8 protein-coding genes are annotated in these 13,019 nt (G+C 68.4%); 7 read left to right on the top strand and 1 reads right to left on the bottom strand.

Translation table 11 applies throughout. From position 1 onward, the window contains the following. Nucleotides 1-141 precede the first annotated feature (141 nt). From FKR81_RS05515 to FKR81_RS05500, 4 genes are all read left to right on the top strand, one after another. Entirely contained in the window at nucleotides 142-948 is an 807-nt protein-coding gene (locus FKR81_RS05515; RefSeq protein ID WP_146349824.1) for a DUF3105 domain-containing protein, read from the top strand. Then, nucleotides 948-1,625 (top strand): DUF305 domain-containing protein, encoded by a 678-nt coding sequence (locus FKR81_RS05510; RefSeq protein WP_146349823.1) that lies wholly within the window; start codon nucleotides 948-950, stop codon nucleotides 1,623-1,625. Before FKR81_RS05515 ends, FKR81_RS05510 begins: the two co-directional genes overlap by 1 nt. 114 nt (nucleotides 1,626-1,739) lie before the next feature. Beyond that, nucleotides 1,740-2,138, top strand: a complete 399-nt coding sequence (locus FKR81_RS05505; protein ID WP_146349822.1) for a hypothetical protein — start codon at nucleotides 1,740-1,742, stop codon at nucleotides 2,136-2,138. 118 nt (nucleotides 2,139-2,256) lie between these two features. Further along, nucleotides 2,257-4,128, top strand: coding sequence for an acyl-CoA dehydrogenase family protein (locus FKR81_RS05500; RefSeq protein WP_146349821.1), 1,872 nt, complete (start codon nucleotides 2,257-2,259; stop codon nucleotides 4,126-4,128). A gap of 229 nt (nucleotides 4,129-4,357) precedes the next feature. On the opposite strand, the gene FKR81_RS05495 is transcribed toward FKR81_RS05500, so the two are convergent. Beyond that, nucleotides 4,358-5,491, bottom strand: coding sequence for an ROK family transcriptional regulator (locus FKR81_RS05495; protein ID WP_146349820.1), 1,134 nt, complete (start codon nucleotides 5,489-5,491; stop codon nucleotides 4,358-4,360). A 230-nt stretch (nucleotides 5,492-5,721) separates the two neighbouring features. Between FKR81_RS05495 and FKR81_RS05490 the strand changes: the two genes are divergently transcribed. From FKR81_RS05490 to FKR81_RS05480, 3 genes are all read left to right on the top strand, one after another. Continuing rightward, nucleotides 5,722-9,915: a GH92 family glycosyl hydrolase gene (locus FKR81_RS05490; RefSeq protein WP_146349819.1), complete on the top strand. Its 4,194-nt coding sequence runs from the start codon at nucleotides 5,722-5,724 to the stop codon at nucleotides 9,913-9,915. A gap of 78 nt (nucleotides 9,916-9,993) precedes the next feature. Then, nucleotides 9,994-11,808 carry a S8 family serine peptidase gene (locus tag FKR81_RS05485; protein WP_186762787.1) on the top strand — a complete coding sequence of 605 codons (1,815 nt, stop codon included), beginning with the start codon at nucleotides 9,994-9,996 and terminating at the stop codon, nucleotides 11,806-11,808. Then, a complete protein-coding gene (locus tag FKR81_RS05480; RefSeq protein ID WP_146349817.1) occupies nucleotides 11,709-13,019 on the top strand; it encodes a hypothetical protein in 1,311 nt (436 codons plus the stop codon). Before FKR81_RS05485 ends, FKR81_RS05480 begins: the two co-directional genes overlap by 100 nt.

The raw sequence follows: 13,019 nt of genomic DNA, 5'->3' as shown, positions 1-13,019 counted from the left end.
GCTGGTCTCGATGGGGTTACCCGGTCCCGGAGGGTGAGACGGCAAGTGTTAACGCCGACCCCATATCACGGTGCGTTGACAGTGATCAGACACCGTGTCCCTAGACTGGCGCCGGTTGACCGGACGAGATCTGAGGCGGACATGACCAGCGGCAAGAAGACGAAGGCCACACGCAACAGCGTGGCGGCCGCGCGCTCCCAGGTGGTGGCTGCGAAGCCCAAGCCGTGGGGCACCATCATCGCGGTGATCGCAGTGCTGGCGCTGGCCGGCGGCGTGTTCGGCTACGCGTACTCGCAGATCTCGGCGAACAACGCGAAGGAAGCCGCGCTGGCCAAGTGGAAGCCGTCGGAGGACAACAAGGACCCGTCCGACAAGATCACCGGCGTCGTCAAGCGCGAGTACAAGCCGGGCAAGCACATCGACGCCCCCAAGCGCGTCGCGTACGACTTCTCCCCGCCGTTCGGCGGCCCGCACGACGTCCAGTGGGCGGACTGCAACGGTGTCGTCTACGAGAAGGCCACCCGCACCGAGAACATGGTCCACGCGATGGAGCACGGCTCGGTCTGGCTCGCGTACAACCCGGACCAGATCAAGGACGAGGCTCTCAACAAGCTGAAGGCCAAGATCGAGGGTCAGCCGTTCTCGATCATGTCGCCGTACCCCGGCCTCGACAAGCCGATCTCCGTGCAGACGTGGGGCCACCAGCTGAAGCTGGAGAGCGCGGACGACGAGCGCATCGACCAGTTCATCTCGTCGCTGCGTCGCAACCAGTACACGTACCCCGAGGTCGGCTCGCCGTGCGACAACGCGCAGTTCGTCGACGCCCCGGCCCCGTTCGTGGCCGACGCGCCCGGTGCCGACGCCGAGCCGATGGGTGACGAGGCCGAGGCCAAGCGCGGCCAGGCCAGCACCGCGCCCAGCTCGACGGCGCCGTCCTCCGGCAACTGATGACCGAACCGACGCCGACCACGTCCGGGCGGGGCAACCTCGCCCGGACGCTGGTCGCCAGCGCCGCCGTGCTGGCCGTGCTGCTGCTCGGCGCGGCCGTCGGCCTGTTGATCAAGCTCCCGAACTCCGACCGCGCGACCACTCCTGCCGCGGACTCGGTGGACGTCGGTTTCTGCCAGGACATGGCCCAGCACCACCTCCAGGGCGTGCAGATGGCCAACATCGCGCGCGACCGGTCGACGGACCCCGAGGTCCGCAACGTCGCGTTCGACATCGCCAGCACGCAGACCGAGCAGATCGGCCGCATGAAGGGCTGGCTGATGCTGTGGAGCCAGCCGGAGCAGGTCACCGACCACATGAAGTGGATGGCGGACAGCGGCGGCCACGCGCACGGCACCGCCGCCTCGTCCGGTGACGGCATCGCGGTCATGCCCGGCATGGCGACCACGGCCGACCTGGCCAAGCTGAGGTCGTTGTCCGGCAAGGAGTTCGACGTCTACTTCCTCCAGCTGATGCTGCGCCACCACCAGGGCGGGGCACCGATGGCCGAGTACGCGGCCAAGCGGGCGGGGCAGCACGTCGTGCAGGTGCTCGCGGACAACATGCTCAGGTCGCAGACGCACGAGTCGGACATCATGAAGACGATGCTGACCGAGCGCGGAGCGCAGCCGCTCTGAGCGTCTGAATTGGTGAACTATCTTTCCCAATTCTGCGGACCGCCGATGGTTTGATCACTAACCTTCTCGCCAGAGGACGGCACTGGGGGCCGTTCGCTAACTGGGGAGTTCGGCATGCTCAAACGATTTGCCCTGCCCGTCGCCGCCCTGCTGGCGGCACTGGGCATGGTCACCGTCTTCGCGCCCGCGGCGATGGCGAGCAACGGCGGCTCGAACGGTTGCACGTACATCCACGTCGAGTACGAAGGCGGCGGCGGCAACCAGCGCTTCGTCAAGTGGGTCGAGGTCAGCAACATCGCGAGCCGGTGCAACTACTACGGCCACCACGACATCCGCGACGACTGGAACGGCGCGACCTGGTCGGGCCCGACCGGCGGTGGCCCGCCCACCTTCCGCGTCGCGATCAACGCGTGGAAGTCGATCAACGTGCAGAAGTACTGCGGCCGCGGCTGGCAGAACAACGGCGGCGGCAACTACACCCTCCGCGGCGCGCCGTGCGCGACCGTGGTCTGAACGACCGCTTGACTGAGTTCTGACGAACGCCCGCGGCGCATTGCGCCGCGGGCGTTCACTCTGTTGGGGGCTACCAGCCGGTAGTAACGTGGGTCACACGGCTACTGGGAGGTAACCCATGACTGTCGACGAACGCGCGGCCAGGCAGGTCGCCGAACAGGCCCGTGAGACCAAGTGGAAGAACCCCAGCTTCGGCAAGGAACTCTTCCTGGGTCACTTTCGCCTGGACCTCATCCACCCGCACCCGACAGGCGACGAGGCCACCAGGGCGACCGGAGAGGCCTACCTGGAGAAGATCCGCAAGTTCGCGGAGTCGGAGATCGACGGCGCCAAGATCGAGAAGGACGCCCTGATCCCGGACGAGACCCTGCAGGGCCTCAAGCGCCTCGGCGCGTTCGGCATGAAGATCAAGACCGAGTACGGCGGAGTGGGCCTGAGCCAGGTCTACTACAACAAGGCCCTGATGATCATCGGGACGGCCAGCCCCGCCATCGGCGCCATGCTGAGCGCTCACCAGTCCATCGGCGTCCCGCAGCCGATCGCGATGTTCGGCACGCCGGAGCAGAAGCAGGAGTTCCTCCCGCGCTGCGCGGCGGGCGAGATCACCGCGTTCCTCCTGACCGAGCCGGACGTCGGCAGCGACCCGGCCAGGCTCGGCACCACCGCGGTCGAGGACGGCGACGACTACGTCCTCAACGGCGTGAAGCTGTGGACCACGAACGGGGTGGTGGCCGACCTCCTGGTGGTCATGGCCCAGGTTCCCGGCAAGGGCATCAGCGCGTTCGTGGTCGAGGGCGACGCCGAGGGCATCACGGTCGAGAACCGCAACGCGTTCATGGGCCTGCGGGGCATCGAGAACGGCGTCACGAGGTTCCACGAGGTCCGCGTCCCCAAGAAGAACCTGATCGGCCGCGAGGGCCAGGGCCTCAAGATCGCGCTGAGCACCCTCAACACCGGCCGCCTGAGCCTCCCGGCGCTGTGCGCGGGCAGCGCGAAGTGGTGCCTGAAGATCGCGCGCGAGTGGTCGAACGCGCGCGTGCAGTGGGGTCTGCCGGTCGGCAAGCACGAGGCGGTCGGCGGCAAGATCGCGTTCATCGCGTCGACGGCGTTCGCGCTGGAGGCGGTGCTGGACCTGTCCAGCGAGCTCGCTGACGCGGGCAGCCACGACATCCGCATCGAGGCCGCGCTGGCGAAGCTCTACTCCAGCGAGATGGCCTGGCTCGTCGCGGACGAGCTGGTGCAGATCCGGGGTGGCCGCGGCTTCGAGACCGCGGAGAGCCAGGCCGCGCGCGGCGAACGGGGTGTGCCCGCCGAGCAGGTGCTGCGCGACCTGCGGATCAACCGGATCTTCGAGGGCTCGACCGAGATCATGCACCTGCTGATCGCGCGCGAGGCCGTCGACGCGCACCTCGCGGTGGCCGGCGACATCATCGATCCGGAGAAGGACCGCAACGCCAAGGCGAAGGCGTTCGCGAAGGCAGGCGGCTTCTACGCGAAGTGGTTCCCGACGCTGGTGGTCGGCAAGGGCCAGGTGCCCAAGGCCTACAGCGAGTTCGGCCAGCTCGCGACGCACCTGCGCTACGTCGAACGGGCCAGCCGCAAGCTGGCGCGCAACACCTTCTACGCCATGTCGCGCTGGCAGGGGAAGATGGAGCGCAAGCAGCGGTTCCTGGCGCGGATCGTCGACATCGGCGCCGAGCTGTTCGCGATGAGCGCCTCGTGCGTGCGGGCCGCGCGCATGGACGACAGCGCCAGGGAGCTGGCCGACCACTTCTGCGCGCAGGCGCGCGTGCGGGTGGACGAGCTGTTCGAGCGGCTGTGGACCAACACCGACGACTCCGACGTCACGCTGGCCAAGCGCGTGCTCGAGGGTCACTACGAGTGGCTGGAGGAGGGCGTCGTCGACGTCTCGACTCCGGGCGAGTGGATCGCGGACTCGACGCATCGAGCGACGGCGATGGAGAACGTGCACCGGCCGACACCCAAATAGGAACTGGTACGGCCAGGTGTTGCACGGGGCAGGTTGTTGCGGGCGCGGCGCCTGCCCCGTGCGACGGTCGAGAGGGGGCTACGTCCCCCGCATCCCCCTCCCGACTCCCCTTTGCAACGGAAGGACACAACACCCTCCAGGTGGAGGTGTCGGTAACGCTAAGCTAGAGACGCCTGTTCACAGTTACGACAATTGAGTGAATTACCAGGTCAGTGGCACTCGACTACTCTCAGAGAGTAACCGCGCCTCGCCTATGGAAAACGAGCTCGCGCGCCGACTCGAGGCCCACCGCGACCGCACCCGCCAGCACCGCGCCGTCACCCAGCTCCCCCGCCACGATCCGGGGCACCAACGGGGTCGTGCGGCGCAGCACCTCCTCCATCGGACCGCACAGCAGGTCGAGGTTGCCGCCGATGCCACCGCCGAGCACGACCAGCTCCGGGTCGACGACGGCCGTCACCGCAGCCACCAGGAACGCGAGCCGCGCACCCTCCTCGCGCACCACGTCCAGCGCCCGCGTGTCGCCTGCCCGCGCGAGGTCGAACACCTCCCGTGCCGAGCGCGCGGAAAGTCCTTGCCGCGCAGCCATGTCGAGCACCGAGGCGGCTGCCGCCGCGTCCTCGAACTGTCCCCTCTGGACGTCCCTGGTGGACTGTCCGAACGGGAGGTAACCGATCTCGCCCGCCGCGCCGTGCGCGCCGCGGAACAGCTCACCGTCCACGACGACACCCATGCCGATCCCGGTGCCGACCATGATGCAGGCGAACACGCCGACGGATCGCGCGGCACCCGAGGCGTACTCACCTATCGCCGCCAGGTTCGCGTCGTTCTCCACGACGAGCTCGGTGCCCAGCGCGGACTCCAGCTCGTCGAGCAGACCGGCCCGCTCCCAGCCCGGCAGGTTCGGCGCGTGGTGCACGCTGCGACCGGTCGGCACGCCCGGCGTTCCGATGACTTTGACGACCACGTCCGACAACGTGAGCCCCGCGTCGGACACCGTCTGCGTGGCCAACTCCGACACCGTCCGCACGAGTGCTCCGGCGGTGCGGCAGCGGTTGCGTTCGTCGACCCGCGCGACGACCGAGCCGGCAAGATCAGCCACGGCCGCCCGGATGCGCTGTCTGCCGATGTCGACACCGAGTACGTAACCCGCCGACGGATCGGGCTCGTACACCACCGCGGAACGGCCTGGACCTGCGGAAGTGCGGCCGATGGGCCGCACGAGGCCGTGCAGCTCGAGGTCGACGAGAGCCTGCCCGACAGTGGGCTTCGACAGCCCCGTGTCCTTGGCGATCTGCGGCCGCGTGGCGGCACCGAGCATGCGCAAGCGGTCCAGCACTGCACGCTGGTTGAGTGCTCTCATCCCTGCTGGTGTGCCTACCTCTGGCGGCTTGCGGTCGGTCACCAGATGAGTCTAGATCGGGAGAACTCGAACTCGGCTCGGAGCAGGGAAGAGACAGGTTCGGAGACAAACTGGTCCCGAAATCTTGACAACGATGTCAGGTCCCGATTTCCTGGCGCGCGATTGGGGACCGGGTCGGCGGCGGCGGAAGGCGTGCAATGGGGCACAGGCAGAAGAGACGAACAGCGCTGATGAGCGCTGCGATCACTGCGACACTGGTGTGTGGTCTGACCAACCAAGGCCTCGCGGCCGCCGCACCCGAGGAGTCCGCAGTGAGTTTTTCGTCGTCCTTTGAGGAGGGTCAACCACAGCCCAACTGGGCGAACACCGTGGAGACCGACGCGGCGGGCAACCGGAAGACGGCCGGTGTCACGGGTGCGGACTCGTCCGGCATCCCCGGCAACGTCACCGACAAGGTCGTCGCGGTCGAGGCCAACGACGAGAACGATGAGGCGGGCGAGGTCAAGGAGAACCTCGTCGACGGCAACATCAACTCGAAGTGGCTCACGTTCACCTCGACGGGCTGGGCCAGCTTCAAGCTCGGCGAACCGGTGAAGGTCGTGAAGTACGCGCTGGGCTCGGCGAACGACGCCCCCGAACGCGACCCGAAGGACTGGACGCTCCAGGGCTCCGCGGACGGCACGAACTGGACCACGGTCGACACGCGCCAGAACGAGGCCTTCGACGCGCGGTTCCAGACCAAGATCTACGACGTCGCCTCACCCGCGTCGTACGTGTACTACAAGCTCGACATCACGGCGAACCAGGGCGGCGTGAAGCTGCTCCAGCTCGCCGAGGTCCAGCTGTCCGACGGCTCCACCACGCAGCCGCCGCCGAACATGCGCAGCGTCGTGGGCTCCGGCCCGAGCGGTGGCTACACGGCGAAGTCCCGCGCGGGCTTCACCGGCCTCAAGTCGTTCCGCTACCAGGGCACGCACACGGTCGCGGGCCGCGGCTACTCGTACAACAAGGTCTTCGAGACCGACATCGCGGTGAAGCCGACGACCGAGCTGTCGTACCTGATCTTCCCGGACCACGTCCAGGACAACCTGAACTACCCGAGCACGTACTCGTCGATCGACCTGGCGTTCTCGGACGGCACGTACCTGAGCGACCTCAAGGCGGTCGACCAGCACGGCGCCGTGCTGTCGCCGCAGGGCCAGGGCGCGGGCAAGTTCCTGTACACCGACCAGTGGAACAAGATCAAGTCCACGATCGGCGCGGTCGCCGCGGGTAAGACGATCAAGCGCGTCCTCGTCGCCTACGACGGCCCCAAGGGCCCGACGGCGTTCGGCGGCTGGGTCGACGACGTGAGCATCACCGACAGCCCGGTGCGCAAGCCGTACGCGAAGCCGTCCGACTACGTGCTCACCACGCGCGGCACGAACTCGAACGGTTCCTTCTCGCGCGGCAACAACTTCCCGGCGACGGCGGTGCCGCACGGCTTCAACTTCTGGGCCCCGATGACGAACGCGGGCTCGATCAGCTGGCTGTACGAGTACCACCAGCGCAACAACTCGCAGAACCTGCCGACGCTGCAGGCGTTCACCGCCTCGCACGAGCCGAGCCCGTGGATGGGTGACCGGCAGACGTTCCAGGTGATGCCGACGAACGCGGCGCCCACGGCCGACCGCGCGTTGCGGGCCCTGCCGTTCAAGCACGACAACGAGACCGCGCAGGCGCACTACTACGGCGTGCAGTTCGAGAACGGCATGCGCACCGAGATCGCGCCGTCCGACCACGCGGCGATCATGCGGTTCACGTTCACCGGCGACCAGCAGAACCTGGTGTTCGACAACGTGAACAACAGCGGCGGCCTCACGCTCGACGCGGCGAACGGCGTCGTGACGGGCTTCTCGGACGTCAAGAGCGGCCTGTCGACCGGTGCCACCCGCCTGTTCGTGTACGGCGTGGTGGACAAGGCGGTGACCGGCAGCGGCAGGCTGACCGGCGCCGGCCGCGACAACGTGACGGGCTACTTCTCGTTCGCGGACAAGACGGTCCAGCTGCGCATCGCGACGTCGCTGATCAGCGTCGACCAGGCGAAGTCGAACCTGGAGCAGGAGATCCCGGCGTCCGCGTCGTTCGACTCGGTGAAGAACGCGGCGCAGCAGGCGTGGGACAAGGTCCTGGGCATCATCGAGGTCGAGGGTGCCACCGAGGACCAGCTGATCACGCTGTACTCCAACATGTACCGGCTCTACCTCTACCCGAACTCGGGCTACGAGAAGGTCGGCGGCAAGCTGCAGTACGCCTCGCCGGTGTCCCCGGCCGTCGGGGAGAACACGCCGACGAAGACCGGCGCGAAGATCGTCGACGGCAAGATCTACGTCAACAACGGGTTCTGGGACACCTACCGCACGACGTGGCCCGCCTACAGCCTCTTCACGCCGTCCAAGGCGGGCGAGATGGCCGACGGGTTCGTCCAGCAGTACAAGGACGGCGGCTGGATCTCCCGGTGGTCGTCGCCCGGCTACGCGAACCTGATGACCGGCACCAGCTCGGACGTGGCGTTCGCGGACGCGTACCTCAAGGGCGTCACCAACTTCGACGCCAAGGCCGCGTACGACGCCGCGGTCCGCAACGCGTCGGTGACGCCGCCGAACGCGCAGGTCGGCCGCAAGGGACTCGACACGTCGATCTTCAAGGGCTACACCCCCACCACCACCGGTGAGGGCATGTCGTGGGCGATCGACGGCTACGTCAACGACTTCGGCATCGCGAACATGGCGAAGGCGTTGTACGACAAGACCGGCGAGAAGCGGTACCTGGAGGAGCACGAGTACTTCCTGAACCGCGCGCAGAACTACGTGAACATGTTCGACTCGCGGGTCGGCTTCTTCCAGGGCCGCAACCCGGACGGCACGTGGCGCGTGGAGCCGGACAAGTACAACCCGTTCGACTGGGGCCGCGACTACACCGAGACGAACGCGTGGAACATGGCGTTCACCGTGCCGCACGACGGCAACGGTCTCGCGAACCTCTACGGCGGCCGGGACAAGATGGCCAAGAAGCTCGACGAGTTCTGGGCCACGCCGGAGACCGCGAACTTCCCCGGCGGGTACGGCGGCACGATCCACGAGATGCTCGAGGCGCGCGACGTGCGGATGGGCCAGTACGGCCACAGCAACCAGCCGTCGCACCACATCGCGTACATGTACAACTACGTCGGCCAACCGGCCAAGACGCAGGAGAAGGTGCGCGAGGTCCTGTCGCGGCTGTACGTGGGCAGCGACATCGGCCAGGGCTACGCCGGTGACGAGGACAACGGCGAGATGTCCGCGTGGTACCTGTTCAGCGCGCTCGGGTTCTACCCGCTGCAGATGGGCAAGCCCGCCTACGCCATCGGCTCGCCGCTGTTCACCAAGGCGACGGTGAAGCTCGAGAACGGCAAGAAGCTGGTCATCAACGCGCCCAAGAACAGCAGGCAGAACATCTACGTGCAGGGCGTGAAGGTCAACGGCAAGGCCCACGACAAGACGTGGTTCTCGCACGACCAGCTCGCCGCGGGCGGCACGATCGACTTCGACATGGGCTCGAAGCCCTCCGCGTGGGGCACGGCCGCCTCCGCGGCGCCGGAGTCGATCACGACCGGTTCCGACGTGGCGAAGCCGCTGCGGGACGTTTCGACCGGCGTCACCCCGGCCGCCATCTCGGACAACAACTCCGGCACGTCCGCGGTCGTCCGCACGGTGAACTTCAAGCCGGCCGACGCCAAGGAGATGGCGACGTTCTACACGCTGACCTCCGCCAAGACCGGTACCTCGCCGACGTCGTGGACGCTGAAGGGCTCCTACGACAACAAGACGTGGACCACTGTGGACAGTCGGCCGAGCGAACAGTTCGCCTGGGCGCAGTACACCCGGTCGTTCAAGATCGCGAACCCCGGCCGGTACGGGTACTACCGGCTGGAGTTCTCCGGTGACGTCGCACTGGCCGAGCTGGAGTTGCTGTCCAAGCCTGCGCCGACGTGCACGACCACGATCACCGAGTCGAGTGGTGCGCTCACCGTGTCGTCCGGCGTGACGTGCGTCGAAGGCGTGACGATCAACGGCCCGGTGACCGTGCAGAAGGGCGCGACGCTGCTGTTCTTCGGCGGCGAGATCAAGGGCCCGCTGTCGGCGTCCGACGCCGCTTCGGTGGTGCTCGTCGGCACTCGCGTCGGCGGTCCGGTCGCGATCAACGGTGCGGCCACCGAGGTCGCGCTGGAGAACACGACGGTCGGCGGTCCGGTCAGCCTGACCAACAACCGCACCCGCACGGTCGTCGCGGGCACCTCGGTCGGCGGGCCGCTCTCCTGCACGGGCAACAACCCGGCGCCGGTGAACAACGGCTTCGCCAACGACGTGAAGGGCCCCAAGGCGGGCCAGTGCACGGGTCTGTAGTCAGGTAACGGTTTCTTCGTCAGGGCCACATTCGCCGCGTTGCGAATGTGGCCCTGACGGCATCCAGAGGGGTTGCGCGTGCGATATCTGGTGTTGTCGCTGTTACTCGTGTTCACGATCGTCACGCCGGCTCGGGCGGAAGCTCCGGCCGGCGCTCCGGCGGGCGGGGAGACGCTCACGCTGGTGACCGGAGACGTGCTGACCGTGCGGCGCGATCAGGAGGGAAAGCTCGCCGGGCTGGTCGGGCCGCCCGAGGAGGGCTGGCTGCAGGAGACCGTCGGCGACCAGGTGTACCTGGTGCCGCGCAAGGCGACCGAGCTCGTGGCCGCCGGTCGCGTCGACCGGGAGCTGTTCAACATCACCAGGCTGGTCGCGGAGGGACACCTCTCGTCGGTGCCGGTGATCGTGACCGGTGGTGTGGGTGCGCTGTCCGCGCGGAGGCAGCTGCCGAGCATCGGCGCGGCCGTCGTGGACGTCACGCAGCACGCGTCGTTCTGGAACGGCGTCGGGGCGTTCGACAAGATCTGGCTCAACGGACTCGCGACGCCGTCGCTGGACCGCAGCGTCGCGCAGATCGGCGGGCCCGTGCCCGGCTACTCCGGCGCGGGCGCGACGGTCGCCGTGCTGGACACCGGCATCAAGGCCGACCACCCCGACCTGGCCGGGAAAGTGGTGGAGGCGGCGGACTTCACCGGCACCGGTGTCTCCGACGAGCACGGTCACGGCACGCACGTCGCCGGGATCATCGCGAGCAACGGCCCGGTCTACCGGGGCGTGGCACCGGACGTCCGGTTGCTGAGCGGCAAGGTGTGCAAGCCGGCCGGGTGCCCGTTCGACGCGATCATCGCGGGCATGGAGTGGGCGGCGACGCGAGCGCGCGTCGTGAACATGTCGCTGGGCAGCGACGTCCCGAGCAACGGCACGGACGTGCTGAGCCTCGCGGTGAACCGGCTCAGCGCGCAGACCGGCGCGTTGTTCGTGGTGGCTTCGGGGAACAGCGGTCCCGGCAAGCTCGGCTCTCCCGCGGCCGCTGACGCCGCTCTGACGGTCGGTGCGGTGGACCGGTCCGACGTGCTGGCGACGTTCTCCAGCACCGGGCCGCGGCTCGGTGACAGCGCCGTGAAGCCCGACCTCGTGGCGCCCGGTGTGGGCATCGTGTCCGCGGGGCTGTCCGGCGATCACGTGGCCAAGTCCGGCACCTCGATGGCCACGCCGCACGTCGCGGGCGCCGCGGCGCTGCTGGCGGCCGCGCACCCGTCGTGGAGCGGTGCGGAGCTGAAGGACGCGTTGACGAGCGCGACCGCTGTGGTCGCCGGTGATCCCTACTCGCGCGGCACCGGACGTCTCGACCTGCGCAAGGCTGTCGGCTCGGCGGTGCGGGCGCCCGGTGTGGTGAACCTCGGGTACTTCGCGGGACCGTACGGGTCGGTGCCTCCGGTCAGCCGGAAAGTGGTGTACCGCAACTCGTCCGATGCTCCGCTGCGGCTCGACCTGGCGTGGCGCGGTCCGGCCTCGGTCAGCGTCTCCCCCAGCTCGCTGGACGTTCCGGCCGGTGGTTCGGCCGAGGCGACCGTGACGCTCGACGTGAACGCGGGCTCGCTCGGGCTCTACTCGGGCGAGCTGGTCGCGGGTGACGTGCGGACCGTCGTCGGGTTCCACAAGGACCGCACGTACGCGGTCAACGTCCGCGCCATCGGCCGGGACGGCAAGCCCGCCCGCGCGAACGTCGTGCTGGTCAACAACGAGACCGGTGTCGGCTCCCTGCTGAGCTTCACCGGCACCGGCAGACGCGGGTGCGGCAGCTGGGCGACCACGTGCTCGCCGGGTTCGTGTCCACAATGGATGCCGCTGGTGCGGAGATCGAGCAGACCGCGGTTCCGCTGCCCTCGTTGAAGATCAGCGACGACACCGAGGTCGTGCTGGACGCGCGGCTGGCCAAGCCGATCACCTTCAACGTGCGGCACACCGTCACGCCGGTGGCGCAGCAGTTCGGCGTGCACCGCGGCAAGGTGAACGTGCTCAGCGGTGCGCCCCGGACGGCCAAGCTGTCCGCCGTGCCCGTCGAGGGCCCTGCCGACTTCGAGTTCACCACGCGGGTGTGGCTGACCGGTGAGAACGTCGACTACCACCTGGTGGTGCCCGAGCAGGGACGCGTGCCGTCCCGGCTCGACTACCGGCCCACCCGGCTGGCGGAGATCAGGACGCAGTTCCACGCTCTGCGCCCCGGCCAGACCGGGGCGTACGCGCTGACGGCGTCCCGGCCGTACGACAGCTCGGTGCCGATCCCGCGCGTGGACGTGCCGTTCCCGCACCGCACGACGCGCTACGTGCTGGGCGGCGACACGAAGTACGGGATGTTCACCTGGGGCCGTTTCCCGTTCGAGCCGACGGTGATCCGCTCGCGGACGTACCAGCCCGGCGAGTGCGCGTCGGACGACTCGTTCCGCGCCCCGATCGCGCCAGGTATGACCGAGGCGCACTTCCCGATGTACCGGGAGAAGGACCAGTTCCTGCTGAACTTCTCGGAGTTCACCGACTCGAACCACACGCACGCGATGGAGGCGACGGCCGCCGACAAGGTCGTGCGCATCTACCGCGACGACGTGCTGCTGTGGCAGGGCACGAACGCGCGCGGGTTCTTCAACGGCGTCGCCGGGGCGGATCCGGCGAAGTATCGGGTGGAAATGGATGTCCGCCAAGGGGCTCCGGACTGGAACGTCGCTACGGAGAGTCGTTCCGTGTGGACGTTCCAGTCCCAGCGATCACCTGAACGGGCCTTTCTGCCCGTGGTCAACAACCGGTGGGATTTGGCTCTGGACGGGAACAACACCGCTCGGGGTGGCCTGCCGTTCACGCTGAAGCTGTGGCCCGCGACGCAGTACGGCGCACCGCGGGTGCCGATCGAGGAGGTCAGGGTGAACGTGTCGTTCGACAGGGGCCGGACGTGGCGGAGCGTGCCGCACCCGCGGCCGGCGGGCGACGGCTCGTACCGAGGCCTGGTGTTCCACCCGCGCACCGGTTCCGTGGCGTTGCACGTGCAGGTGCGCGACATCCAGGGCAACACGCTGGACCAGACCCTGTACGACGCCTACCGGTTGCGTTAG

This window comes from Lentzea tibetensis (assembly GCF_007845675.1).
In the GTDB taxonomy this organism is placed as follows: domain Bacteria; phylum Actinomycetota; class Actinomycetes; order Mycobacteriales; family Pseudonocardiaceae; genus Lentzea; species Lentzea tibetensis.
Note: the sequence above shows the minus strand (reverse complement) of the source record. Positions and strands in the feature narration are given on the sequence as shown.

What these genes read in the sequence shown, in the direction of transcription:
- FKR81_RS05515 (WP_146349824.1), top strand. Translation starts at nt 142, where the DNA reads ATGACCAGCGGCAAGAAGACGAAGGCCACACGCAACAGCGTGGCGGCC.
- FKR81_RS05495 (WP_146349820.1), bottom strand. Translation starts at nt 5,491, where the DNA reads ATGAGAGCACTCAACCAGCGTGCAGTGCTGGACCGCTTGCGCATGCTC.
- FKR81_RS05510 (WP_146349823.1), top strand. Translation starts at nt 948, where the DNA reads ATGACCGAACCGACGCCGACCACGTCCGGGCGGGGCAACCTCGCCCGG.
- FKR81_RS05500 (WP_146349821.1), top strand. Translation starts at nt 2,257, where the DNA reads ATGACTGTCGACGAACGCGCGGCCAGGCAGGTCGCCGAACAGGCCCGT.
- FKR81_RS05490 (WP_146349819.1), top strand. Translation starts at nt 5,722, where the DNA reads ATGAGCGCTGCGATCACTGCGACACTGGTGTGTGGTCTGACCAACCAA.
- FKR81_RS05505 (WP_146349822.1), top strand. Translation starts at nt 1,740, where the DNA reads ATGCTCAAACGATTTGCCCTGCCCGTCGCCGCCCTGCTGGCGGCACTG.